This is a genomic window from Palleronia pelagia, from assembly GCF_900110115.1.
In the GTDB taxonomy this organism is placed as follows: domain Bacteria; phylum Pseudomonadota; class Alphaproteobacteria; order Rhodobacterales; family Rhodobacteraceae; genus Palleronia; species Palleronia pelagia.
Genome location: NZ_FOCM01000001.1, coordinates 340722 through 365671 on the forward strand (window position 1 = coordinate 340722; position 24950 = coordinate 365671).

At 66.3% G+C, this 24950-nt stretch carries 27 protein-coding genes; 11 read left to right on the forward strand and 16 right to left on the reverse strand.

Annotated features, from left to right (window positions below):
- Window positions 1-8 precede the first annotated feature (8 nt).
- The 3 genes from thiM to thiD are packed head-to-tail and all read left to right on the forward strand — an operon-like array spanning window position 9 to window position 2292.
- A complete protein-coding gene (gene thiM, locus BMX96_RS01715) occupies window positions 9-836 on the forward strand; it encodes a hydroxyethylthiazole kinase (RefSeq protein WP_407944644.1) in 828 nt (275 codons plus the stop codon).
- The gene (gene thiE, locus BMX96_RS01720; protein WP_091843589.1) at window positions 827-1474 is read left to right on the forward strand and encodes a thiamine phosphate synthase; all 648 of its coding nucleotides are present in this window, start codon (window positions 827-829) and stop codon (window positions 1472-1474) included. The genes thiM and thiE overlap by 10 nt, the downstream gene beginning before the upstream one ends.
- Window positions 1471-2292: a bifunctional hydroxymethylpyrimidine kinase/phosphomethylpyrimidine kinase gene (gene thiD / locus BMX96_RS01725; RefSeq protein WP_091843592.1), complete on the forward strand. Its 822-nt coding sequence runs from the start codon at window positions 1471-1473 to the stop codon at window positions 2290-2292. The genes thiE and thiD overlap by 4 nt, the downstream gene beginning before the upstream one ends.
- A 109-nt stretch (window positions 2293-2401) precedes the next feature.
- Here the strand turns inward: thiD and BMX96_RS01730 are convergent, their stop codons facing one another.
- From BMX96_RS01730 to BMX96_RS01740, 3 genes are read right to left on the reverse strand one after another with little or no spacing between them, the layout of a single operon-like run.
- The gene (locus BMX96_RS01730; protein ID WP_091843594.1) at window positions 2402-3442 is read right to left on the reverse strand and encodes a substrate-binding domain-containing protein; all 1041 of its coding nucleotides are present in this window, start codon (window positions 3440-3442) and stop codon (window positions 2402-2404) included.
- A gap of 25 nt (window positions 3443-3467) precedes the next feature.
- The gene (locus tag BMX96_RS01735; protein ID WP_091843597.1) at window positions 3468-4478 is read right to left on the reverse strand and encodes an ABC transporter permease; all 1011 of its coding nucleotides are present in this window, start codon (window positions 4476-4478) and stop codon (window positions 3468-3470) included.
- Entirely contained in the window at window positions 4475-5974 is a 1500-nt protein-coding gene (locus BMX96_RS01740; protein WP_236736922.1) for a sugar ABC transporter ATP-binding protein, read from the reverse strand. Before BMX96_RS01740 ends, BMX96_RS01735 begins: the two co-directional genes overlap by 4 nt.
- Window positions 5975-6109: 135 nt before the next feature.
- Here BMX96_RS01740 and mtnK point away from each other — a divergent pair, with 135 nt between their 5' ends.
- Genes mtnK through BMX96_RS01760 form a run of 4 tightly spaced genes read left to right on the forward strand, consistent with a single transcriptional unit; the run spans window position 6110 to window position 10139 of the window.
- Window positions 6110-7369 (forward strand): S-methyl-5-thioribose kinase, encoded by a 1260-nt coding sequence (gene mtnK, locus BMX96_RS01745; protein WP_091843602.1) that lies wholly within the window; start codon window positions 6110-6112, stop codon window positions 7367-7369.
- Window positions 7366-8469 (forward strand): S-methyl-5-thioribose-1-phosphate isomerase, encoded by a 1104-nt coding sequence (mtnA, locus tag BMX96_RS01750; protein WP_091843605.1) that lies wholly within the window; start codon window positions 7366-7368, stop codon window positions 8467-8469. The genes mtnK and mtnA overlap by 4 nt, the downstream gene beginning before the upstream one ends.
- Before the next feature lie 36 nt (window positions 8470-8505).
- Window positions 8506-9465 (forward strand): sugar-binding transcriptional regulator, encoded by a 960-nt coding sequence (locus tag BMX96_RS01755; protein ID WP_091843608.1) that lies wholly within the window; start codon window positions 8506-8508, stop codon window positions 9463-9465.
- Window positions 9462-10139 carry a class II aldolase/adducin family protein gene (locus tag BMX96_RS01760; protein ID WP_091843611.1) on the forward strand — a complete coding sequence of 226 codons (678 nt, stop codon included), beginning with the start codon at window positions 9462-9464 and terminating at the stop codon, window positions 10137-10139. The genes BMX96_RS01755 and BMX96_RS01760 overlap by 4 nt, the downstream gene beginning before the upstream one ends.
- Window positions 10140-10372: 233 nt before the next feature.
- On the opposite strand, the gene BMX96_RS01765 is transcribed toward BMX96_RS01760, so the two are convergent.
- From BMX96_RS01765 to BMX96_RS01810, 10 genes are all read right to left on the reverse strand, one after another.
- Window positions 10373-10720, reverse strand: coding sequence for a hypothetical protein (locus BMX96_RS01765; protein ID WP_091843613.1), 348 nt, complete (start codon window positions 10718-10720; stop codon window positions 10373-10375).
- Complete coding sequence (locus tag BMX96_RS01770) at window positions 10717-11103, reverse strand: response regulator (protein ID WP_091843616.1); 387 nt, start codon at window positions 11101-11103, stop codon at window positions 10717-10719. Before BMX96_RS01770 ends, BMX96_RS01765 begins: the two co-directional genes overlap by 4 nt.
- 31 nt (window positions 11104-11134) lie before the next feature.
- Window positions 11135-11995, reverse strand: a complete 861-nt coding sequence (locus BMX96_RS01775; RefSeq protein ID WP_091843618.1) for a CheR family methyltransferase — start codon at window positions 11993-11995, stop codon at window positions 11135-11137.
- On the reverse strand, window positions 11992-12465 hold the full coding sequence (locus BMX96_RS01780; RefSeq protein WP_091843621.1) for a chemotaxis protein CheW: 474 nt from the start codon (window positions 12463-12465) through the stop codon (window positions 11992-11994). Before BMX96_RS01780 ends, BMX96_RS01775 begins: the two co-directional genes overlap by 4 nt.
- Entirely contained in the window at window positions 12462-14639 is a 2178-nt protein-coding gene (locus BMX96_RS01785; RefSeq protein WP_091843624.1) for a chemotaxis protein CheA, read from the reverse strand. Before BMX96_RS01785 ends, BMX96_RS01780 begins: the two co-directional genes overlap by 4 nt.
- A gap of 3 nt (window positions 14640-14642) precedes the next feature.
- Window positions 14643-15011, reverse strand: coding sequence for a response regulator (locus BMX96_RS01790; protein ID WP_091843627.1), 369 nt, complete (start codon window positions 15009-15011; stop codon window positions 14643-14645).
- Between the two features lies 1 nt (window position 15012).
- Window positions 15013-15297, reverse strand: coding sequence for a hypothetical protein (locus BMX96_RS01795; RefSeq protein ID WP_091843630.1), 285 nt, complete (start codon window positions 15295-15297; stop codon window positions 15013-15015).
- Between the two features lie 7 nt (window positions 15298-15304).
- Window positions 15305-15691, reverse strand: a complete 387-nt coding sequence (locus BMX96_RS01800; RefSeq protein WP_236736923.1) for a chemotaxis protein CheD — start codon at window positions 15689-15691, stop codon at window positions 15305-15307.
- A gap of 214 nt (window positions 15692-15905) precedes the next feature.
- Window positions 15906-18422 (reverse strand): methyl-accepting chemotaxis protein, encoded by a 2517-nt coding sequence (locus BMX96_RS01805; RefSeq protein ID WP_091843639.1) that lies wholly within the window; start codon window positions 18420-18422, stop codon window positions 15906-15908.
- A gap of 28 nt (window positions 18423-18450) precedes the next feature.
- A complete protein-coding gene (locus BMX96_RS01810; protein ID WP_091843642.1) occupies window positions 18451-19026 on the reverse strand; it encodes a hypothetical protein in 576 nt (191 codons plus the stop codon).
- Between the two features lie 200 nt (window positions 19027-19226).
- Between BMX96_RS01810 and BMX96_RS01815 the strand changes: the two genes are divergently transcribed.
- Together BMX96_RS01815 and BMX96_RS01820 are read left to right on the forward strand one after the other, a co-directional pair.
- Window positions 19227-20126, forward strand: coding sequence for an MBL fold metallo-hydrolase (locus BMX96_RS01815; protein WP_091843645.1), 900 nt, complete (start codon window positions 19227-19229; stop codon window positions 20124-20126).
- A gap of 116 nt (window positions 20127-20242) precedes the next feature.
- Window positions 20243-21079 (forward strand): sulfite exporter TauE/SafE family protein, encoded by an 837-nt coding sequence (locus BMX96_RS01820; RefSeq protein ID WP_091843648.1) that lies wholly within the window; start codon window positions 20243-20245, stop codon window positions 21077-21079.
- A 69-nt stretch (window positions 21080-21148) separates the two neighbouring features.
- Here the strand turns inward: BMX96_RS01820 and BMX96_RS01825 are convergent, their stop codons facing one another.
- Complete coding sequence (locus BMX96_RS01825) at window positions 21149-22150, reverse strand: Fe(3+) ABC transporter substrate-binding protein (RefSeq protein ID WP_073128779.1); 1002 nt, start codon at window positions 22148-22150, stop codon at window positions 21149-21151.
- A gap of 92 nt (window positions 22151-22242) precedes the next feature.
- Entirely contained in the window at window positions 22243-23046 is an 804-nt protein-coding gene (gene mazG / locus BMX96_RS01830) for a nucleoside triphosphate pyrophosphohydrolase (protein ID WP_091843652.1), read from the reverse strand.
- A 66-nt stretch (window positions 23047-23112) separates the two neighbouring features.
- On the opposite strand from mazG, the gene BMX96_RS01835 reads away from it, so the two are divergent.
- A complete protein-coding gene (locus tag BMX96_RS01835; RefSeq protein ID WP_073128781.1) occupies window positions 23113-24300 on the forward strand; it encodes a M20 aminoacylase family protein in 1188 nt (395 codons plus the stop codon).
- Entirely contained in the window at window positions 24297-24716 is a 420-nt protein-coding gene (locus BMX96_RS01840; protein ID WP_091843655.1) for a DUF1499 domain-containing protein, read from the forward strand. Before BMX96_RS01835 ends, BMX96_RS01840 begins: the two co-directional genes overlap by 4 nt.
- Here BMX96_RS01840 and BMX96_RS01845 read toward each other — a convergent pair.
- Window positions 24713-24931: a hypothetical protein gene (locus BMX96_RS01845; RefSeq protein WP_073128783.1), complete on the reverse strand. Its 219-nt coding sequence runs from the start codon at window positions 24929-24931 to the stop codon at window positions 24713-24715. The genes BMX96_RS01840 and BMX96_RS01845 overlap by 4 nt on opposite strands.
- Between the last annotated feature and the right edge of the window lie 19 nt (window positions 24932-24950).

Below are 24950 nucleotides of genomic sequence, written 5' to 3' on the forward strand. Positions count from 1 at the left end.
CATCCCGCATGGCCCGACCCCAAGACGAGGACGCCATGCCGGACGACTTCACCCCACCCGATACCGCCCTGACACGCCTGCGCGAAAGCGTGCCTCTGGTCCATTGCATCACGAACTACGTGGCCATGGACCTGGCCGCCAACGTGCTGCTGGCCGCCGGCGGCTCGCCCGCCATGGTCCACGCCGAGGAGGAGGTCGCCGATTTCGCGCCCATCGCCGGGGCGTTGACGATCAATACCGGCACATTGTCCCCCCCATGGCTGCGCGCGATGGAGGCGGCGGCGGATGCCGCCAACGGCGCGGGCGTGCCCTGGGTGCTGGATCCGGTAGCGAATTTCGCGACGCCCTACCGCCGGGATGCGTCCCAGCGGTTGCTTCAGCGCAAGCCCGCAATCCTGCGCGGCAACGCGTCCGAGATCCTTGCGCTGGCCGGGCAGTCCGGGGCGGGCAAGGGCGCCGATAGCGGCGACACCGTCGAGGCGGCCGAGGACGCGGCGCGCGCGCTGGCGCGGCAGACCGGCGCCGTCGTCGCGGTGACCGGGCCGGTGGATTTCGTGACCGATGACACCCGCGCCGCGCGCGTGGCGGGCGGATCGGACCGGATGCCAAAGGTGACGGCCATGGGCTGTTCGCAGGCCGGGCTGATGGGCGGGTTCGCCGCCGTGGTGCCGCCGCTCGACGCGGCGGTCGCGGCGCTCGTGCTGTTCGCCGAGGCGGGCACGCAGGGCGAACGCGCCTCCCAGGGGCCCGGCAGCTTCCGCGTGGCTTTTCTCGATGCGCTGGCGGGGATCACGCCCGAGGAATTGAGCAACGCCGCGCATCTCACATGGCTGTAAGGGCCGATCAACTGCGGCGATGCCTGCGGCTCTACCTCGTCACCGATCCGGGGTTGTGCCCGGCGTCCGAACTGCCCGCCCGGGTGCGTGCGGCGGTGGATGGCGGCGTGACGATGGTGCAGTTGCGCGACAAGGACGCCGACACCGCCAGCCGCGTGCGGACGGCCAGCGCCATACGCGCCGCGCTCAAGGGGACCGGCGTTCCGCTGATCGTCAACGACGATCCTGCGGCGGCGATCGCCGCCGGGGCGGACGGCGTGCATATCGGGCAGGGGGACGGCGACCCGGTCGCGGTGCGGCGCCGGATCGGCCCGGACCGGCTGCTGGGCCTGTCCTGCGAAACGCCCGCACACGTGGCGTCCGTGGCCGATAGCGGTGCCGATCACCTCGGGCTCGGGCCCGTCATGGCAACGTCAACCAAGCCGAAACACGCCGCGCCGCTGGGCTTCGACGGCCTTGCCGCCATGGCCCGCGCCACGGGCTTGCCCAAGGTCGCCATCGGCGGGTTGAAGGCACCCCATGCGGGCCTTGTGCGCGACGCGGGATGCGACGGCATGGCGGTTGTGTCCGCCATCCTTGGCGCGCCCGATCCCCGCGCCGCCGCACGCGACATCATCCGAAACTGGAGAGAAGCATGACCCGAAAGATCCCCAACGTCCTGTCCATCGCCGGATCGGACCCGTCCGGGGGGGCCGGGATACAGGCGGACCTGAAGGCGATTTCGGCCAATGGCGCCTATGCCATGGCCGCGCTGACAGCGCTGACGGCCCAGAACACCCAAGGGGTCAGCGGCATCCATCCGGTGCCGCCGGAGTTCGTGGCGGCACAGATCGACGCGGTGTTCGACGATATCGCCGTCGACGCGGTGAAGGTGGGCATGATCTGCAACGCCGGCATCGCCGCGCGGGTGGCCGACCGGCTGCGCGCGCGGGCGGCGGAGCGGATCGTGCTCGACCCCGTCATGATCGCCAAGGGAGGCGCCCCGCTGCTCGAACCCGACGCGGTGCGCGTGGTGCGTGACGACCTGTTGCCGCTGGCACTGATGCTGACGCCGAACCTGCCCGAGGCGGCGCATCTGCTGGACCGGGGCGTGGCGCGAACCGAGTCCGAGGTCGAGGCGCAGGGTCGCGCGCTGCTGGCGCTGGGGCCACGATACGTACTGATGAAGGGCGGTCACGGTCAGGGGGCGGACAGCGCCGACTGCCTGGTCTCGGCCGACGGGGCCGTCTGGTCCCGCGCGCCGCGCATCGACACCGCCAATACCCACGGCACGGGGTGTTCGTTGTCCTCTGCGTTGGCCGCGCAGCTCGCGCGGGGCCTGTCACCCGCCGAGGCCTTTCGCGCGGCGAAGGATTTCGTGACGGCAGCGATCCGCGCCGCGGACCGGCTGGACGTGGGGCAGGGGCACGGGCCAACCCACCACTTCGCAACGCTCTGGGATGCGGCGGGAGCTTGAATGCATTTGCACGCCGCACGGGATGCCGGACGGCGCGCAATTCACTGAAACCGCTAACGAAAGCTTCGCGCAGCGCAACCGGTGTCTGTGGCGCCCGAGGGCTGGCGCCTCAGCGTTGCGGCAGCGGGATCCAGTCCGCCGTGGCCACGTCCGCATGTTGGAACTGGGGCATTTTCGCGCCCAGGTCCTCCATGTTGCGGATGTCCTCGTCGTTGAGAAAGCTCTGGGTGATCAGGGTCGGCGGCACGATGACCGATGCGCCTGGATCCTCGCCCGCCAGCATCAGGGCGAGCGCCCGTACCGAAACTTCGCCGACCACGGCCGGGTTGGTCGCCACCGTGGCTTTCCAGGCGCTGCCGGACTCGCGCATGAGCGCGATGTCGGCAGTCGAGATGTCGGCGGAATAGATGCTCATGTCGCCGCTCAGGCCCAGCTCGTCCGTGGCGATCTTCACGCCCTTCGCGAACTCGTTATAGGGTGCGAAAAAGACCGTGATGCCGGGATTGGCCTGCAACGCCGCGCGGGCCTGGTTCGCGTTCGAGTTGGCAATGGGGTTGTCCAGCGTGCCGATGCGCGCAGCTTCGGTGATGCCGCTATTGGCTTCTTTCACCTCTTCCCACGCGACATGGCGGCGGTCGAGCGGCGCGATCCCCGGAACGTAGACATAGCCGGCGGTGAAGCTGTCGCCGTTGTCCTCGATGGCCTGTTCCAAGGCCAGCTTGCCCAAAAGGTAATCCGACTGCTCGATCTGCGGGATGGCATCGTTTTCCACGTCCACGTCGAAGGCCACGACCTTGATGCCGGCGTCGACCGCGCGCTGGGCGGCCTCGCGCATGGATTCGGTGAGGCCGTGCTGGATGATGATACCGTCCACGCCCAGCGCGATGGCCTGGTCCACCATGTCGGCCTGCAACGCCGCATCCTGGCGGCTGTCCAGCACCCGCAGGTTCACGCCAAGTGCCTCGGCCTGTGTCTCGACGCCCGAAAGGTATGCCTGGAAGAAATCGCCGGTCGACAGGTATCGCACCAGCGCGATGGTCACGTCCTCCGGGGTGTCGAAGGGTGCGGGCGCGTCCTGTGCCAGGGCGGTGCCCCCGCCCAGCCCCAGGCTGGCGGCCCCGGCAAGGGCCAGAAGATGACGTCTCAGCATGTTGGTTCCTCCCTGTCGCTGATGGTCACTGCCCGGCACGCCCCCGGCGCGCGGACAGGTAGAAGGTGAAGACGAGGGCCGCGACCAGCACGGCGCCCTTGACGAAATCCTGCGTATAGTAGGGGGCGTTCATCATCGTCATGCCCTGCAAGAGGATTCCGACGAAGAGCGCGCCCATGGCCGTCCCGAACGCGTTGGGGCGCGCCGCACCCAGCACGGCAAATCCGATGAGCGCGGCGGCCACGCTGTCGAGCAGAAGGTTGTTGCCGCTGGCGATGTCGCCTCGTCCCAGCCGCGCGGCAAGAAGAATGCCTCCCACCGATGCGGTGACGCCCGAGATCATGTAGGCGGCGATCCTGTAGCGCTCGACCGGCGTCCCCACCAGCGCCGCGGCCCGCGCGTTCGACCCGATTGCGTACATGAGCCGACCGTGCCGGGTGAAACCGAGAAACAGCCAGATCAGCACCGCGATGACCACGAAGACCACCACCGGCATCGGCAGCAGCCGGTCGATGAACAGATCGAAGCGGTGCCGGCCCAACCACAAGAAAGCGGGCGAGAAGGTGCCTTCGGCTACCCGCCCGTCCGAGAGGGTCATACCCGTGGCGATGGAGTTGCCCTGCGTCGGGATCCGCTGCAGCCCGATCAACAGGAACATCATGCCCAGCGTGGCGAGCAGGTCCGGGACGCGGCATTTCACGATCAGGATCCCGTTTATGAAGCCCACGCCCGCACCCATGAGCAGGCACAGGGCCACGGCGACGATGGCGGGATGTTCGAGGATTACCATCGAATAGGCCGACAGCATCAGCGCCGAGGTTGCGACCGCCCCGATGGAGAGGTCGAACCCGCCCACTACCAGCGTGCAGGTGACCCCCAGCGCGAGGATGCCGGTTATCGCCACCGATTGCAGCACGAAGGCGGCTGAGAGCGGTCCGAAGAAGCCGGGGGCCGCCACGCTGAAATAGACGAGCAGCCCGGCCAGCAACGCGAGAAAGCCGTAGCGGATTGCGAGGTCCAGCAGCCGGTCGGTCATGCGCGCACCTCGGCACCCGAGATGTCTGAAACCAGCGCCGATAGGTCGATTTGCCCGGCACGATGCTCGGACACCATTCTGCCCTCGTGCAGCACGACGACGCGGTCGGCGATTTCCAGCGCCTCGTCGATCTCGGCCAGAAAGACGAGCGTCGCGCGCCCCTTGGCCGTATCGCGGATATGACGGCCGATATCGCGGCGCGCGCCGATATCGACGCCCTGGAAAGGCTCGTCCAGCAGCAAAACCCTCGCGTCGCGTAGCAGCCAGCGCGCGATCATCACCTTCTGCTGGTTGCCGCCTGACAGGGTATCGATCCCATCGCGCGCGGATTGGCAGACGATGCCCAGCCGGTCGATCATGTCGTCGGCACTGGCGACTTGGGCGCGGCCGCTCAGGAGCGGCCCGGCTCCGAAAGCGCCAAGGAACGGCAGGGTCATGTTGTCGGCGATGTCGAAGGCCGGGATGACGGCGTTCGATCCGCGATCCTTGGGGGACAGGTGCACGCCACGGGCCTTCGCCTCGCCGGCACCGTCCGGGCGGTATGCCGCGCCGTCTATGCGCATGCGACCGGCCACGGGGGTGCGCAGGCCGAACAGAATCTCGGCCAGACGGCTTTTCCCGCTGCCCAGCAGTCCGACCATCGCCACGACTTCGCCGTCATGTGCGACCAGGTCGAACGCGGGCGCATGGTGCCATAATCGCAGGCCATTCAGTTCCAGGACCGGCGCACCCGGCGCCGCGGGGGCGATATCCACATCCGTCATGCGGTGACCCAGCATCGCCGTCACGGCCGCCTCGTAATCCAGCGGTGTGGTGTCGAACCGGCCCGAGATTGCCCCGTCGCGCATGACCACGATGCGGTCGGCAATGCGGCGGATATCGGACATTCGGTGCGAGATATACAGGATCGCGACGCCTTGGTCGCGCAGCCGGTCGATCAGGGCGAACAGGCGGTCGGCCTCGGTCGCCGACAATGAAGATGTGGGTTCATCGAGGATCAAGACTTCGGGCGCCCGGGCCATGGCGCGGGCGATCGCGATCATCTGGCGATCGGCCACCGACAGTTCGGAGACGCGCGCGCGCAGGTCGATCTCCAACCCCATGCGTGCCGCGACCTCGGCCGCGGCGGCACGAAGACGCCTCTCGCGCACGAACAGGGCGCCCCCACCCACGAGGCGGTCCAGCATCAGGTTATTCGCCACATCCAGGTCAGAGATCACACCGTCATCGATGGACTGGTGCACCGTGACAACGCCGCGCTTGATCGCGTCGGCCGCGTCCGCCGGGGCAAAGGGCCGACCGTCCAGCCGCATTGTGCCGCCGTCCGAACCGTGGTGGCCGCAGATCACTTTGACCAGCGTCGACTTGCCTGCGCCATTGGCGCCCATCAGCACCGTGACGGTGCCGGGCGCCAGCGCGATGTCGATGCCCCTGAGCACGTGGTTCCTTCCGAACGATTTCTGCAAACCGTTCACGTCCAGTACGTTGGCCTCCAAACCGGTCCTCCCAACCGAAGCAAGGGCGACGGTAGGCGCAGCCTGATACATCTGTCAAATGATTTGACATAAGTATATTTCGGCGGCTACTCCGAAGATGGTGACATTGGTCCGCGCGCATCTTGGGAGGATACGATGACCGCTGACACGGCCTACAAGGCATTGGATGCGAGTAGCCTGCCGTCCCGGCTGGGCACGCTGCCTGAGCTGTCGGAACGGGTTGGCCCGGACCCCGATGAGTGGGAGGTTGTCGAGGTCGGGGATGGAAACCTGAACCTAGTTTTCATCGTGTCCGGCCCGGCGGGACGCGTGATCGTCAAGCAGGCGCTTCCCTATGTCCGGCTGGTGGGCGACAGCTGGCCGCTGCCTCTCTATCGCGCGTATTTCGAGCATCATGCCCTCACGCGGCAGGCCGGGCGCGATGCCGGCGCGGTGCCGGAGATCTTCCATTTCGACCGCGAACAGGCGCTGATCGTCATGGAGTTCCTGTCGCCCCACGTGATCCTGCGACACAAGCTGATCGCGGGCGAACGGGTGACGGGGCTCGCGCAGACACTGGGCCGATTCTGCTCGCGCACCGCGTTTCGCGGATCGGAGCTGTCCATGGCCAGCAGTGACAAGAAGGCGGACGTGGCGCTCTTCGCGGGCAACGTGGCAATCCCCGCCATCACCGAGGCTCTGGTGTTCACCGATCCCTATTTCGACGCGGAGATGAACAATCACACGCCGGGGCTTGAGCCGGTGATCGCCGGCCTGCGGGACGATGTGGCGCTGAAGGTGAGGGTACAACAGGCGCTTCAGCGTTTCGTGTCAAACACCGAGACGATGCTGCACGGCGATCTGCATTCGGGCTCGATCATGGCAACCGGGGACGAGGCGCGGATCATCGACCCGGAATTCGCGCAATACGGCCCCATGGGCTTCGATATCGGCATGCTGTTCGCCAACTTCCTCATGGCCTATTTCAGTCAGCCTGCCCACCGGGGCGAAGATCTCGAGGAATATCAGGACTGGATCCTTGACGTGATCGAGACCACGGCGGCGGTTTTCGAGGAAGAGTTCCGCAACCTCTGGAAGACCGAGCGCACCGGAATCCTCTATCCCGCTTCGCTTTTCGAAGATCAGGGTCAGGACAGCACGCCCGCCTGTGACGCGGTGCTGACCGGGCTTTGGCGAGACGCCTGGGCCGTGTGCGGGATCGAGATGCACCGCCGGTGCCTGTCCTTGGCGCATAACGCCGATTTCGAAGGCATCGAGGATCCCGCCCGGCGCGCGCCGCTTGAGGCGCGCAACCTGGCCATGGGCGCGCGGTTGATCCATACGGCAGAAGATATCGGATCGGTGGCCGAGGTGACGGCCATGGCGCGCGGGTTCAACGGAAAGGATGTCATATGAAGATCGACGGCACGCATTACCGATCGCTGTGGTGGGACGCTGACGCCCGGACCCTCAAGATAATCGACCAGCGTTGGCTGCCCCATGATTTCCGCGTCGCCGATGTGACGACGATGCAGGATTTCGCCGATGCCATTTACCAGATGCGGGTCCGCGGCGCGCCGTTGATCGGGGCGACGGCGGCCTATGGCATGGCCCGTGCCATGGACGAGGATCCCGGCGACGCGAACATGGACGCGGCCTGGACGTTCCTGGAAAAGACCCGGCCGACGGCGATCAATCTGCGCTGGGCGCTGGATCGCTGCCGCGCGGCGCTGCGCCCGCTGGCGCCCGCCGATCGGGCCGCGGCCGCCCTGAGGCTGGCGCACGAGATCGCCGACGAGGATGTGGAGATCAATCGCCGCATCGGTGCCCACGGGCTCGAAATCATCCGCGAGATCGCGGCGCGCAAGCCTGCGGGCGAGCCGGTGCGCCTGCTGACCCATTGCAACGCCGGCTGGATAGCCACGGTGGATTGGGGCACGGCCACCAGCCCGATGTATCAGGCCCATGACGCCGGCATCCCGCTGCATGTCTGGGTGGACGAGACCCGGCCCCGCAACCAGGGTGCGCTGACGGCGTGGGAGCTGGGCAGCCACGGCGTGGCCCACAACTACATCACCGATAACGCCGGTGGTCACCTGATGCAGCACGGAATGGTGGACATGGTCATCACCGGCACCGACCGCACCACGCGGCGCGGCGACGTGTGCAACAAGATCGGAACCTACCTCAAGGCGCTCGCGGCCCATGACAACGGGGTGCCGTTCTACGTTGCGCTGCCGTCGCCGACCATCGACTGGACGGTCAGCGACGGTGTCGCCGAGATCCCTATCGAGGAGCGCGATGGCGCGGAGGTCAGCGATATCCAGGGGCGGACCGAGGATGGCGGTATCGGCACGGTCCGTGTCACCCCCGACGGTACCGGGGCGGGCAACCCGGCGTTTGATGTGACGCCCAGCCGGTTGGTGACCGGTCTGATCACCGAGCGCGGCGTCTGCGCGGCCACCGAGGAGGGCTTGGCCGAGTTGTTCCCCGATCTCGCGCGGAAAGCGGGCTAGGTGGCGCCGGGGACGACGGCTCGGCCGCGACAGGCGATGTCGGATACCGCCCGCCCCATGCCCCGCGACGATGCCGCGCTGATCGAGGCAGCCTGGCTGTATTACCACGACGGACTGAACCAGAACGAAATTGCCGCGCGGCTGGGGATCAGTCGGGCGTCGGTCGTGAACTACCTGGCCGAGGCCCGGTCCCGGGGATGGGTACGTCTGCACCTGGACAGCGACGTGTTTCGCGGCCACCGGCTGGCGCGGGCGTTGTGCACCGCGTACGGGCTGGCGGACGCGCTGGTGGTTCCGGATGCCGAGAGCTCCAAGGGTGACACGGCGCGCGTGACGCAGGCGGCGGCCGATTGGTTGCCTCGCCTCCTGGCGCCCGGCGACCGGCTGGGCGTCTCGTGGGGGGCGACGGTCTACCAGATGGCAAACCGTGTTCCGCAGACCCCGATCCCCGACTTGACGGTGGTTCAACTCCTGGGATCGCGCCCCGCGGCCTTCGGGTTCGCCGCCGAGGCTTGCACCGCGGTGCTGGCGCAAAGGCTGAGCGGCGACTGCATCAACTTGCACGTGCCCTTGATCCTGTCGAGCAAGGGCCTGCGCGATGCGCTCTGCGCCGAGCCGGCCGTGAAACGCCAGCTCGACGCGTTGGCCACTTGCAACAAGACGGTTCTCGCTTGCGGGACCTGCGATGCGGACGCCCATGTGGTCCAGAGCGGCATCCTGGACCCGGCCGGGATGGAGGCGCAGCGCGCCCGAGGCGCCGTGGGCGTGATCTGCGGCCGGCTTATCGACGCGCGAGGGCAGGCCGTCGAATGCGAGGTCGAGGAGCGGATGATCGGTGTTTCACTGGAGCAGATGAAAGGGAAGGACATGGCCCTTTTGGTGGCAGCGGGTCCGCGCCGCGCGGCGCCGGCCGCCGCCGCGCTGAAAGGTGGTTTCGCGACGCACCTTGTCACCGGCACCGCTCTTGCCGAAACCCTTCTTGAGTCCGCCGAATGAGCAATGCACCTTTGCCCGATACCACGGCCACCCGGCAGGCCCTGATCGACGCCTGCCGCGCCATGAACGCGCGTCGCCTGAACCAGGGAACGTCGGGCAACATATCGGCCCGGGTCGCGGAGGGCGTGCTCATAACGCCATCGGGCGTGGCCTATGACGCCCTGGCGCCCGACATGATGGTGACGATTCCCTTGGCGGGACCACCGGATGAAACCGGGCCGAAGCCCTCCTCGGAATGGCCATTCCACCAGGCGCTGCACAACGCACGTCCCGACATGCCAGTGGTTTTGCACGCCCATCCGCCCTATTGCAGTGTCCTGGCGGCGCAACGGCGGTCGATCCCGGCCTGTCACTACATGGTCGCGGCCTTCGGAGGCGATGACGTGCCCTTGGTCGACTACGCGCTCTTTGGAAGCCAAGCCTTGTGCGACAACATGGCGGCGGTCATGACCGATCGACATGGCTGCCTCATGGCCAATCACGGCGCGACCGTCTTGGGCGAAACCGTCGATAAGGCCCTGTGGCGGCTGGAAGAGCTCGAGGCTTTGGCGCGGACCTTCCTGTTCACCAGCATTGGTGGTGCGCCGCAAATCCTGACCGCCGACGAGATGGCCGAGGTGCATGTCGCCTTCCGAAGCTACGGGCCGCGCACGGACCCTCCTACCGAGGCGTAGGCAAAAGGCCTCTCGGCCATGGGCAGTTCGGCTCGCCGGGTCTTTTTCAACCGCCTTTGTCAGTGTTCAACGCGAACCGCGGCAATGACCGCGATTCATCATGATCCATTGTCCTGCGGCCATTGTAGCCAACACGACCGTCTCACCGTCTCACCGTCTCACCGTGCCGCTGCTCTCGGCAATGCTCAGGGCCACCGGCGAAAGACTGGAGCAGTGCGCCGCGGGATCGGCCGTTAGAAGAAGCTGGGCTCCGATGACGGGGTGGGCGCCGTCGAGCTGCCGGTCAGCGCAGCGCGCACCTGCTCGAGCCGCAGGTCACGGGTGACCGGGTTGAGCGCGACCGGAGGCGCCGCGCCGCACTGCGTGGCCAACCCGGCAACCGCGCGGCGCAGATCGGCCGCGGTCTGGGTCAGGCGATCCAGCTCCTGCCATGATGCTCGGTCGCCTGTCGTGGCGATTGCATGGCCGAGGATTGCTGCCGCGGCCACGTCTTCCAACCCCCGCGACATGGTTTCCACGCGCGACAATTCGGTTTCGAGCCGCGACAGGATCTCGACCAGCGGCACGGTGGCATCGCTCATAGCTTGCCCGTCACGGTTTCCAGGCAGGCGCGCATCTTGGCTGTGTCGAAGGGCTTGGGCAGAAAGTTGTTGAGCCCCAGTTTCTTCGCCTGGGCCAGGATCGACGGCTTCATCGACCCGCTGATCAGGATGAAACCGATGCGCGCGGTGGCCTTCTGCAGCCGCAGCTTCTCCAGCAGTTGCAGACCGTCCATTCCGGGCATGTTGTAGTCCGATATGACGATGTGAAACCCTTGACGTGTCGCGCGCTCCAGCGCCACGTTGCCGGCGTTGCAGCTGTCGACATTCTTGATGCCGATTTCGTCCAGGGCATTGCAGATCAGCCCGCGGCTGACGCTGGTGTCGTCCACGACCAGAACCTTGAGCTGTTCGCGTAGGGACATTTGGGGCGCTCCTTGAGTGTGGGATGGCGGCTTACGAGGAAATGGCGGCACCCGGCCGCCGGAACGACGTCGGGCCGAACAGCTCCAGCCGGTCGGACAGTGGCGGCCCGATCCGTTCGGAATGGCCGATGAACAGGACCCCGTCGCGGTCGAGCACCTGTTCAAGGCCGCTCCAGATCCGCATCTGCGTGTCCGGTTCCATGTAGATCGCCACATTGCGACAGAAGATCACGTCGAACGGCCCCGATACGGGCCACGGGTCCATGAAGTTGAGATACCGGACAGTTACCAGATTGCGCAGGGCGGCGCGAACCCGCAGCGTATCGTCCGCGCCCGTTGCCTTTTCGAAAAGCCGCGCGGCGAAATCAGGTCCCGCGTCGCGCCGTGCGGCAGAGGCGTAACGACCCTCCTCAGCCGCCTTCAGCACCTTGCTGTCGATATCGGTGGCAAGAATTCGAAAGTTGAACTGGGAGACATCGGGCATGCACTTCTCGACCACGGCGGCGATGCTGTAGGGTTCCTCGCCGCTGGAACAGGCCGCCGACCAGATGCGCACACGTCCGCCCGCGCGGGCCTTCTCGGCCAGACGCGGCATGATCTGATCTTCGAGGATGCGAAAATGGCCGGATTCGCGGAAAAATCGCGTGGTATTCGTGGTCAGCGCGTCGATCATGGCCGCCAGGTCGTCGGTGCCGTTCGGTCCGAGCACATGGTCGAGAAAAGCCTCGAAATTGTTCAGGCCGAGCCGGCGCAGATGCCGCGACAGGCGCGACACGACCAGCCGCTGGGTCCCGGGCTCCAATCGGATGCCGGTCCGTTCGGCAAGGATCGCGGCAATCTTTTCGAACGCGTCTTCGCTAAGATCGAGCCGAAGGAGGTCGGTACCGGTCATGCGTCCACCGGTGATGCGATCATCGAGGCCGAAAGTGTCGCGATGTCGAGCACGCGCAGCGTGCGCTCCTGGGACGCAATGATCCCCTTCACGAAGCTGTCGCTGTCCAGTCCGTCCATGCGCGGCATGGGCTGCACCTCATCCGGGGCGATGCTGACGATGTCTGACACGGCAGACACCAGGAAACCCACGGTCTGCTCGCCGATGTTTGCCACGATGATCACCGTGCGCCCCGCGTCGCGGCACCGTTCCAGCCCCAGGCGCGCGGCCAAGTCGACGATGGGCACAACCGCTCCGCGCAGGTTCATCACGCCCATGACGTCGGGCGGCGAATGGGGCAGCATGGTGACGCCGGTCCAGCCGCGAATTTCTCGCACGGCCATGATGTCCATGCAGAAATCCTGCTCGCCGATCGAGAAGGTGATCAGCTCGGACTTCACGTGCTGGTGATCGGATCTGTCGTCTGTCATGCGGGCACCCTGGCGTTTGACGGGGTTGCGGAACGGGCTGCGGCGCCCTGATGGGTGATTTCGTCCAAATCGACGATCAACGCGATCTGGCCGTCGCCCAGGATGGTCGCAGCGGCCACGAAGGGAATGGTCCCGTAATTGGCTTCGAGGCTTTTGATCACCAGCTGCCGTTGATCGCGTATCCGGTCCACGGTCAGCGCGTACTGGTCGCCTCGGTCATCCTCGACCAGCAGCAGAACCGCGTCGCTGGCTGCACTGCGCTGCGCGTTGAATCCGAATATGTCGGCGATGTCGATGACGGGCACCATGCTTTCGCGCACGGCAACCATGCGGGTGCGGGGGCCGATGCTGTGGAGCTGCTCGGGGCGGGGGCGGATTGTCTCGACGATGGCCGAGATTGGCACGACCATGGTTTCGCCAGCGACATCCACCACCATGCCGTCAAGCACCGCGAGCGTCAGCGGGAGACTGATCGAGATCGTTGTGCCGCGGTCCCGGGTCGAGTGGATCGAAACCCGTCCGCCAAGGCGCCTGATCTCGCTGTTGACGACGTCCATCCCGACACCGCGGCCCGACAGGTTCGTCACCGCGCTTGCGGTCGAAAACCCGGGTGTGAACAGCAGCCGGTCAATCTCGGCGTCGGTCAGGTTCGCGTTCTCCGGGACAAGCCCTTTCCGCATGGCCGAGGAGAGCACCTTTTCACGATCGACCCCACCGCCATCGTCGCGCACCTCGATCACTACGCGGCCCGAGCGATGCGCCGCCGAGAGGGTGACTGTGCCAGTGGGATCTTTGCCTGCGTCCCTCCGTGCCGTGCCGGGTTCAAGACCGTGATCGATTGAATTGCGCAGGATATGGGTCAAGGGATCGACAAGACGTTCAATGACGGTCCTGTCGACCTCGGTTTCCTCGCCCTCGACGACGAAGCGCACGTCCTTTTCGGCGATCTGGGCGGTCTCGCGCACAATGCGACCCATGCGCTGGAAGAGCGGCTTCACCGACTGGGCCCGGATCGCCATGATCCCTTCCTGTATCTTCCGGGTCAGCGTTTTGAAGTCTTCGAGAGTCGCCGCCATCTCGCGCCCCTCGGCGCCACCTGCGTCGGTCAGGGATTGGGTCATCACCGATTGGGTAATCACCAGCTCGCCCACCATGTTGATGAGTTCATCCACCACGTCCAGGTCTACCCGCACAGTGGCTTTCGATGCTTTTGGTCCGCGGGTCTTCTGGGGATCGGCCAGCGCGGATCCGCCGGCCGGGACAGCCGGTTCGGCTCCCTCGGTCAAGGAAGGATCGTCGGACGTGGGCGGAGAGGCTTCTTCACCCTTACCCGGCGCTCCGGCCTTCGAATCGCGGATATCGGGCGCGGAACCCGTGGCCGAAGGCGGAACGCCGGGATCGGCCCGTTCGATGTCGATCCGGGCGAAGCCCTTCGCGAACTCGAAAATCTCGTTGATGGCAGTTTCGCTTTGATCGGTGCGCAGGGCCAACCGCCACGTGATCGCGGGCATCGGGTCATCCCAGGCGAGGGCCTCGTCCACGGTTGCGGTGACAGATAGTGTCCCGAGCGTTTCGAGCTCGCGAAACAGCTGCACGGGTTCGTGGCCGTTGGCATAAAGGCCGGCTTCGGGCGAGAAGATGATTACGTAATCATCCGGCGCGATATTCGGCGCTCCGTCCGCTCCGATCCCGAAATCCAGCGCAATCGGCACGAATTCGGAGCTGCAGTCCGGTTCGGTTTCACCTGCTTGCGGTGTCGTCACATCGGGCGCCGGCGGAGTGGCCGACAGCGTCATGACCTCGTCGATATGGGTTTGCAGGTCTGTCGTGCTGACAGGCGCATCCTCGGCGCCCGACGCGACCAGGTCGGCCAGGAAATCCGCGGCACGATAGAAGACATTCACGAGATTACGGGTCACCGTGATCCGACCGTCGCGGAGTTCATCGAGAACAGTTTCGAACGCATGGGCAAATCGCGTGATCGCGTCCAGCGAGAAGGACGCCGCACCGCCCTTGATCGAATGAACGGCCCGGAACATCCGGTTTATGGTCTCGGGGTCAGGGGAATCGCCAGACCCGAGATCCTCGATCTCGGCCAACCCGTCCGTCAGCTCTTCGAGCTGATCCTCGCATTCCTGGAAGAAGACCTGCCGTAGTTCGCTAAGGCTCGCCATCGATCAGACCCGCGCCACGCGACGGATCGCCGAGATCAGCCGCTGGTCATCAAAGGGCTTCACGATCCAGCCGGTTGCGCCGAGCACACGCGCTCGGTCCTTCAGGTCCTCGCCCGACTCGGTGCTCAGGACCAGGATGGGAATGGACCCTGCACCGTTTGACCTGCGCACGGCCTCGATGACCCCGAAGCCGTCCATCACCGGCATGTTGATGTCGGTGATGATCACGTCCGGTGCGGCGCTGTCGAGCTTGCCGACACCATCGGCTCCATTTTCCGCGGTGGTGACGCTGAAGCCGACCTCTTCCAGGGCGCTGCGCAGCAGATCGCGCATGGTGCGAGAATCGTCGATTGCGAGGATGCTCAAGCTCATGTCAAAGATCCTTTCCAAGCAGCTGGAGATCGAGTCCAAGAATTCGGAGGTCGTCGCACAGATCGGCTGATGCGGCACAGGTGACCGTGCCCCCCTGTGCCTCGTGACTGAGCTTGAAGCGGCAAAGAAACTCGGCGGCCCGGGCGCCCATGGTTCTGACCTGCAGCCCGTCGATGTGCACGGTGCCGGGTTTGGTCTGCTTAAGCCGGTCGAGCAGCTGATCGACGGAATGCGACGCCATCCGGGCGTCCAGGGTCACGGTATCTGTATTTGTCTCGACGTCCATGTGGCGCTCAATCCTCAAAAAACTGAATGTCGCTGGCTTTGGGTCGGGGGGCTGGCGTTCCGATCAGGGCTTCGGCGTCTTCAACCAGTTTCTGGCTCGCGCGACCCGTGGTCGGCAGGAAGCGTAATCGGCGCGCCTGCTGACCGCCCAGGCTGGTGGCCCGAATCGGGATTCCCTCTCGGGTCAGGAAATCGATGGCGAAGCGGCCGTTTTCCGCGCCGATATGTCCCATGACGCCCGACATCGTGGCACCGCCGAAAAGCTTCGCCTCGAGCCGTGACTTGCTGGCCCCGAGCTTCAGCAAACCGTTGATCAGGACCTCCATGGCATAGAGGCCATAGCGCTCTGACGCGTCTGGTCGGCCGGGGCGGCTTGCCAACAGGAAGTGGTTCATCCCACCCACCTGCGCGACAGGGTCGAAGAGACAGGTCGCGACACAGGATCCCAACAGCGTGGACAGAACCGCGGCTGGATCATTGCTGACTCGATATTCTCCCTGGACCACCACCTGTTCGGGCGGCGCTGTCTCGAGCCCGTTGGGCTGTATCCGTGAGTCTCTCATTGGGGATCCCCCGGTTTCGCTTCGGGCATCACGCGTTGCAACTGGATCAGAAATCCGTCCAAGCGCCATTCGCGGCCTTGGCGGGGGCCTCCGGGTCGACAGGTCGATCAATTTCTCGCTGCGGGGATTGTGCAGGATCGGAAGGCCCGGTGCCCTTGGTGCGCGAGGTCAGGGGAATGACCCGGTTGGACAACTGGAAATGACCGATCGTGTCCACCAGTGCGATGGCCTCGCTTTTCAGGGCGTCGGAAGCGGCGGTCGTTTCTTCCAGCCGGGCGGCGTTCTGCTGCGTCGACTGGTCAAGCTGGGTCACGGAAACGTTGATCTCTTCGAGGGTCGAGGATTGGCTCTGCGCCGAGCCAGCAATTTCCGAGACCTGCCCAGAGATATCGTTGACCGAGCTGGCGATGCGGCGCAGCGACTCGCCGGTTTCGCCCACAAGGTCCACGCCCAGCTTCACCTGATTGACCGATTGCGCGATCAGGTCGTTGATCTCGCGCGCTGCGTCCGAGGATCGCTGGGCCAGCGCGCGCACTTCCGAGGCAACGACGGCGAACCCCCTGCCGGCCTCGCCTGCGCGGGCGGCCTCGACCCCGGCGTTCAGCGCCAGGAGGTTGGTCTGGAAGGCGATATCGTCGATGACCTTGATGATGGACGCGACTTTTTCCGACGAGGCCGAAATCTCGTCCATGGCGGTTACGGTCCGCAGCACCACCTGGCCGCTATCCTCGGCGTTCGACTTGGCGACACGCACGATGTCGTTGGCGTCCTTGGCCCGTTCGGCGGTCAGCCGTACGCCTCCGGTCAGATCGTCCAGCGCCGCGGCCGCCTGTTCCAGCGTGGCAGCGGTGGATTCCGTCCGACGCGACAGAACCTCGGCGGTGCCGCTGATGTCCTGGCTTTCGTTGCGAATGGTCTCGGCCCGCTCGGAGATGGCGGCCATGGCCTCGCACAGCTGTGCGACCGTGGCGTTGAAATCCTTGCGCAGTTCCTCGTAGCGGCTGGCGAAGGGCTCGGACAGCGTGGCGCGGAGGTCGCCGGCGCTGAGCCGTTTCAGCCCGACGCGGAGCGCCTCGACCACGGCCGCCTGCTCGGCCTCGATCTCGCGCCGCTCGGCGCGCTGGGTTTCGCTGGTGCGCTCATGCTCGGTGATGTCGCGACCCAGCAGGAACACGCGATACGGCTTACCGTCGCTGTCACTGACGGGGATCAGGCTGCCATCGAGCATGACGGCGCCATCGTTGAGGCCGCGCAGGGCGATCTTCCCGGCGAAGCCGTCACCCGTCGCGATGCCTTCCATCACCGTCTCCTGGCCGGCAGCCAGGATCTTGTTCAGGGACGGCTGGGCGCGATCCTTGTTGGACAAGCCCACGATGCTGCGGAACAGGTCGTTTTCGGCCACCAGTCGACCGTCGGGTGCAAACTCGGCCCGGAGCTGGCTGGTGTTGATTTCCGACAGAAGGGCCTTGTTCTTGCGGGTCTCCGTCACATCGGCCCAATTCAGGACGTATCCCGTCAGGACGCCGTCGCCGTTGCGGATCGCGACGATGTCGACAGCGATGCGCAGGTCGTCGAGCGCGAGTGTCAGGGACTGCCTCTCGCGATCATCGGTGAGCGAGGCCCCGGGCAGATACTTCGTGAAATTCTGCCCTTCCAGGGCGGCCGGATCGAAACCGGGATAGGCCGTCCGGAACTGATCGAGCCGATCCGCGCACAGATCGCGGAATGCCGCGTTCACCGCGAAGACGTCGCCTCCCGCATCGGCGAGCATCATGGAGGACGACGAGGTGTTGAATGCCGCGCTCTTGAAGAAGGCGTCCTTCGAGGCCTGGAACCCCTTCGAGAGATGGCCGCGCAAGTCATCGACGGCGCGGGCGAGCAAGCCGAATTCGTCCTGGCGGTTGGTGATCTCCAGTTCAGCGTCGAACTTGCCAGTGCGCAAATCCTCGACCACGGTGGTCAGGCGACGCAGGGGCTTCAGGACAAGCCAACGGAAGGTCATGTAGGACAGGGCTACCGCCACGATGCCGGCAAGGGATGCGACCAGTAATTCACGCAGGGCCATCTCCGACATCGCGGCATCCATGGCGTGGGTCGACCAGCGCGTGGCCATTGCACCGACCATGCGGTCGGTGCCGTGGTACAGGGGAAAGGCCACCAGCTCTGCGTCGGCAACATGCGCATCGGCTGGTTGATCAAGGGACGCGCGTGCAAATTCAAGCAGCCGTTCATCCACGTCGGCGCCTTCGCGCGCCACTTCGCTGCCATCCGCGTCGACGACCACCACCCCGGTGAACTTGCCCGCACCACCCTCGACGAAATCGGCCAACAGCGCGGCCACCATGTCGGGTTTGCCGAAAGCCACGTGCGGCGGCAGGAGGTCGGAGAGCAGGCTGCCTTGTGCCGTCGTTTGGTCCGCCACCGCGTTATCGGCGAAGCGATCCAGGCTGGCGTTTTGCAAGATGACGAGACAGGTCATCACCATGGTGATGGACAGGACCACGGCCAAGGCGAACTTGACCGCGATCGAACGAAGCAGCGACGGGGCGGCAGGGGAGGTCACTGGGCGGACTCCTTGGCTTGGACGAGGATCAGTTGAAGGCGCTGGCGTCGAGGCCGAAGGTCACGGCGCCGATAGGCATGCCCGTCGAAGGGTCGGTCAGGGTGCCCGATACCTGCTGCAGGTAGAGATTCGACGATTCATCGAATTCGACCGTATCTACGAAGACGGCCCCGGCGCCCTTCGGGTAGGTTTCGAGGTATTTCGCCTCGTCGCCCTGCCAGTAGTCCGAGGTGATCGCGCTGATCGCGGCGTTCATGCCCATCTTGTCCATGACGATGATCTCGACGATCCGGCCGTTCGCCGCCTCGACGATTTTGCGCAGCACATCGCTGGCGTCCGATTCGAGAACCGGGGTGATGACGGTGTCGGAAGTGCTGCCGATCTCGGCCCGCCAGGCAGCGTCGAGTTCGAGGATCTGCGCCTCGTCCAGGGCGCCGTGGCGCAGGTTGCCGGCCTTGACCACGGATGTGATGCCGGGTGTTTCGCCCAGCGTGGCCAGCTGCGCGCGGGCGTAGGCCAGCGCCTCGGCCTCGGCGGCGTGAAGCATGGGCGCCGTAAACCCGGCGCAGGCGATCGCGAGAACGGTTGGGATCAGGCGCGGCATCGGTCGGTTCCTTCCGGAAAAATGGGTGCTGTGGGCCGCACCATCGGGCGCAAAGCTTGAAAAATGGTGAACCTGGGCGGCGCGATAGGAATTCGTTTGTCGCCCGGGCGGACCCATCCGGGGTCGACGTCCGTTAATATTCGTGTTTTCGATTGTGTTGGATGGGGCGGTAGGGCCCCGACATGAAAAGGAGCCGAACCATGAGCATTCTCTGGAAAGACAGCCCGTCGCGCGGGCCGGGCAGCCCGCGGGTGGTCGGCTTCTACGAGCCCGACACTGGGAGTTGCCAATACATCTGCATCGACCCCGCCACGCGGAAGGCGGCCTTGATCGACGTGGTTCTGAACTTCGACCCCAAGGCTGCGCGCACGTCGACCACCCATGCGCAATGGGCGCTGGATTTCATCGCGCGCGAGGGTCTGGAGCTTGAATGGATCCTCGACACCCATCCCCACGCGGACCACTTCATGGCCGGGGCCTGGCTGAAGTCGCAGACCGGCGTTCGGCAGGCCATCGGCGTGAAGGTCAAGGAGATCGCCGAGCTTTGGCGCGACCTTTACAACATGCCGCAAGCGTTTGATCCTGATAACGATTTCGACCACCTGTTCGCCGATGGCGACAGCTTCACCATCGGAGGGATCGACGTCCGCGTGATGCTGTCACCGGGTCACACGCTGGGCTCGATCACCTATGTGGCGGGCGACACGATCTTCGCCCATGACACCTTCATGCAGCCCGATGCCGGCACCTCGCGCTGCGATTTCCCGGGCGGCTCGGCGCGGGAGCTCTATGGCTCGATGCAGGCGATCCTCGATCATCCCGACGACTACCGCATCTTCATCGGCCACGATTACGGCACCGACGATCGCGAAGAGCCCGCGTGGGAAAGCACGGTCGCGGAGCAGCGCGAGACCAACATTCACCTGGGCGGCGGCACGTCGCTGGACGCGTACGTGGCGCTGCGCGAAGAGCGCGATGCCACCCTGAGCCTGCCCACCCAGATGCTGCACGCGTTGCAGGTGAACCTGCGGGGCGGACGCCTGCCGCCGGCCGAGGATGACGGGCACAGCTACTTCAAGATTCCGGCCAACCGGTTCTGACCTGCGGCCCCGGGCGGCCCGGGCGCCATTGACCGGACGGCACCGGGCGGTATGTCACGGTGCCGGGGCAGGCGGGTCACGTCGCCCCGGCACGGGGACAGTGGAAAGGGTGCAGCATGGACGGTGCGGTGGCGGAACTCCTGTGGTCGGTCGCGGGGCCGGCCGTGGCGGCGGGGATCTTCGGCGGGATCCTCGCGGGGCTTCTGGGCGTGGGCGGTGGCATCGTGATCGTGCCCGCGCTGTATTTCGCGCTCTCCTTGACGCCGATGGACCCCGGCCAGGTGATGCAGCTGTCGGTGGGCACGTCGCTGGCCACCATCGTGTTCACCTCGGTCAGTTCAAGCTGGGGCCACTACAAGAAGGGCGCCATCGATTTCGACCTGCTGAAGCTCTGGGGGCCGTCGATCCTGGTCGGCGTGGTGCTGGGCGGAATTCTCGGAGGCGTCGTTTCGGGCCTGGCGCTGATCGCGGTTTTCGCCACGGTGGCGGCGCTGGTCGCGGCCGACATGGTGCTGCGCAAGGGCCAGGACAGTGACAATCCGCGCAGCTTTCCCAAGACCGTCTGGGCCGCGCTGGGCGTGGTCGCGGGGGCGATCTCGGCCATGATGGGCATCGGTGGCGGAACCGTCTGCGTGCCGCTGCTGAACTTCCTAGGCTACGACATCCGCCGGGCGGTAGGCACCTCGGCGGCGATCGGGTTCATCATCGGGGTGCCGGGCGCGATCACCTACGTGCTGACCGGGCTTGGGACGCCGGATCTGCCGCCCCTGTCGCTGGGTTACGTGAACCTGGTCGCGGCGGCCATCATCATTCCGCTGACCATGACCTTCGCGCGGGTGGGCGTGGCGCTTGCACACCGGATCCCGCGCCGGGCGCTGCGGCTGGCCTTCGGCCTGTTCCTGGCAGTGACCTCGGCCCGGATGTTCTGGGACCTGTTCCAGGCGCTGGGCTGAGGCTGGCGCCAAACGTGAAAGAGCCCCCGAAGCGGGGGCCCTTTCGTTTGCTTCTGGCCGTCCCGGCGATCAGCCGTCGAAATCCACCCGCTCGACCATTTGCAGGGCCTGGGTGCGGTTTTCGGCGATGGCGTCCAGCGCGGTCAGGTCGGGGTTCAGGTCGCCCCATTCCTGCACCTGCTCGGTGGCCGGGGTGTCGGGATCGACCGGGTACTCGTAGTTGTCGCGGGCGTAGACCGCCTGCGCCTCGGGCGAGGACAGGAACTCGATGAAGGCGCGCGCATCCTCGGGGTTGGGCGCGGATTTCGCCATGGCGACGCCCGAGATGTTCACGTGGGTGCCCGAGCCGTCCTCGAATTCAGGCATCTCGATCCGGACCGCGTTGGCCCATTCCTGCTGCTCTTCGTCCTCGAGCATCTTGCCCATGTAGTAGGTATTGCCCAGCGAGATGTCGCATTCGCCGGCCCAGATCGCGCGGACCTGCGCACGGTCGTTGCCCTGCGGCGCGCGCGCCAGGTTAGACTTCACGCCTTCCAGCCATTCCTCGGTCGCCTCGGCGCCGTTATGCTCGATCAGGGCCGAGATCAGGCCCAACGTGTAGACATGCGTGCCCGAGCGGGTGCAGATGCGACCTTCCCATTTCGGGTCGGCCAGGTCCTCGTAAGTGGTGACCTCGTCCTCGCCCACGCGCTCCTTGCTGGCATAGACGATGCGCGCGCGGGTGGTCAGGCCGAACCAGTGGCCTTCGGAATCGCGCAGGCTTTCGGGAATGTTCTCGTTCAGCACCTCCGACTCGACCGGCTGGGTCACGCCGGCGTCCTTTGCGTCGGCCAGGCGGCTGATGTCCACGGTCATGATCACGTCGGCGGGCGAGCGGTCGCCCTCGGCCTGCAGACGCTCGGTCAGGCCCTTGTCGATGAACGCGACGTTCGTTTCGATGCCGGTTTCCTCGGTGAAGGCGTCCAGCAGCGGCTGGATCAGCTCGGGCTGGCGGTAGGAATAGATGTTCACCTCGGCCATGGCGGGCAGGGCGGTCGCGGTCATGAGCGCGGCGAGGGTCAGGGAACGCATGGAGTCCTCCGGGTTTGCGTTGGTCTCGATACGCCCGATAAATCCGACCTTTTCTATCGGGTCAATAGCCGATCAAACTTGTCAGAATATTTTCATCCCCGCGACTCGGCCCGCTTGGCCGCGACCCAGAGCGTTTCCATCTCGTCCAGGTCGGCGGCGGCGGGGCTGCTGCCGCGCGCGGCCAGCTCGGATTCGATATGGGCGAAGCGGCGGGTGAACTTGTCGTTGGTGCCGCGCAAGGCGGACTCGGGGTCGACGCCCAGGTGACGGGCCAGGTTGGCCAGCGCGAACAGCAGGTCGCCCATCTCGTCCGCGATCTTGTCGGGCGACAGCGTATCGCGCGCCTCGGCCAACTCGGCGGCCTCCTCGGCGATCTTGGCGGCGACCTGGTCCGTCTCGGGCCAGTCGAACCCCACGCGGGCGGCGCGCTTCTGCAACTTCTCGGCGCGGGTCAGCGCGGGCAGGCCCAGCGCCACGCCCTCCAGCACGCCGGCGGACCCGCGCTCGCGCGCCTTGGCGGCTTCCCAGTCGGCGGTCTGCTGGGTCGCGGACTTGTCGCGGCTCTCGTCCCCGAAGACATGGGGATGGCGGTCGATCATCTTGGCGGTGATGCCCGCGATCACGTCGTCCAGGTCGAAATGCCCGGCCTCCTCGGCCATCTGCGCGTGGTAGACCGACTGGAACAGCAGATCGCCCAGTTCACCCCTGAGGTCGTCCATGGCACCGCGCTGGATGGCGTCCGCCACCTCGTAGGCTTCCTCGATCGTGTATGGCGCGATGGAGGCGAAATCCTGCTCGAGATCCCAGGGGCATCCACGCTCGGGATCGCGCAGCCGTGCCATCACCGCGCGCAGGCGGGGCAGGCCGTCGGGCATGTCGTGGATCGGATCGGCCATTGCGAAGCGCCTTCCTTTGGGGGCATTACGGGCCCGACCGAACCCCATACCCGAAGAAGTGTCCAGATGCCCGTCCTGAACCGGATCGCCGCCTTTGCCGATGACATGGCCAAGTGGCGCCAGCACCTCCACCGCAACCCCGAGCTGGGGTTCGAGTGCCACCGCACTGGCCATTTCGTGGCCGAGCGGCTGCGAGAGATCGGGGTGGACGAGCTGCACGAAGGCATCGCCCAGACCGGGGTGGTCGCGATCATCAACGGCCGCGCGCCGGGCCCGACCATCGGCCTGCGGGCGGATATGGACGCGTTGCCCATGCCCGAGGAGTCGGGCGCCGACTATGCCTCGGTCATCCCGGGCCGCGCCCATGCCTGCGGCCATGACGGCCACACCACCATGCTTCTGGGCGCCGCGCGCTACCTGGCCGAGACGCGCAATTTCGCGGGCCGGGTCGCGCTGCTGTTCCAACCCGCAGAAGAGGGCGGCGGCGGCGGCCGGGTCATGGTCGAGGAAGGCGTGATGGAGCGGTTCGAGATCGCCGAGGTCTATGCCCTGCACAACGCACCGCAGCACGAATTCGGCCATTTCCACACCTCGCCCGGTCCGATCATGGCCGCGGTGGACGAATTCGCCATCACGGTGCGCGGCAACGGCGGTCACGCCGCCTGGCCGCAGACCTGCATCGACCCGATCCCGGCGGCGGTGGCGCTGGCCCAGGGGTTCGACACGATCGTGTCGCGCAACGCCGACCCGCTGGACCGGCTGGTGGTGTCGGTCACCCAGATCCATGCGGGCACCGCGTTCAACGTCATCCCCGGCACCGCCACCGTCGGCGGCACCGTGCGCACCTTCACCGACGCCATGCGCGAGCTGGCCGAGCGGCGCATCCGCGAGATCGGCAAGGGGATCGAGGCGATGTTCGGTGTCGGGGTCGAGGTCGAGTATATCCGCGACTATCCCGCCACGGTGAACCACGCCGACCAGGCGATGCTGGCCGCGGACGTGGCCGCCGACGTGGTGGGCGCCGCGCGGGTCGAGCGGGACACGCGCCCCTCCATGGGCGCCGAGGACTTCGCCTACATGCTCGAAGCGCGGCCGGGCGCCTACCTGAACCTCGGGATGGGCGGCGGGCCGCTCTGTCACAACCCCGCCTTCGATTTCAAGGACGAGCTGTCGCCCATCGGCGCCAGTTTCTTCGCCCGGCTGGTCGAGATGCGCCAGCCGCTGGCCGGGACAGCGAAAGGAGAAGCCGCATGAAATGGGTATTGATCGTCCTTGTCCTGATCGTGCTCGCGGTGCTGACCGCCGCGATCTTCATCCGGTCGCGCCCGGTGCCGCAATCCGCGCTGGACTTTCCGCAGGTCACGCAAGGGGCGGGTGACGACACCCGGCAATCGGGCTTCACCGCCGTGCGCACGCCCGATGATCCGGAGGCCGCCGTGCTGCGCCTGCTGGACGCCGCCCGCGACACCCCGCGCACCGATATCGTGCTGAACGAGCCCTACCGGTTCGTCGCCGTCACCCGGTCGCTGGTCATGGGATTTCCCGACGTGGCCCATGTCTGGGCCGATGGTGACCGCGTCATCGCCACGTCGTCGCTGGTCATGGGGAAGTACGATTTCGGCAAGAACCAGGAGCGTATGCGCGGCTGGCTGGAGGCGGCGCAGCTCTAGCTGCTGAGGCAGCCGGCGGAAACCTCGCGCCACATGGGCACGTTCAGCGACATCTCGCAGCGGGCCATGAACTCGCGCCCGCCCACGCTGAGGCAGACGGACTGGCCCATTTCCACCCGCGCGCCGTCCGCATCCGTGCAGTAACAGTCGACGCCTTTCGCGTCCTGCGCCACGGCCGCCGTCGTCATCGCAAGGGTGAGCCAGATCCATCGCATGGGCGGCAGGATACCACGC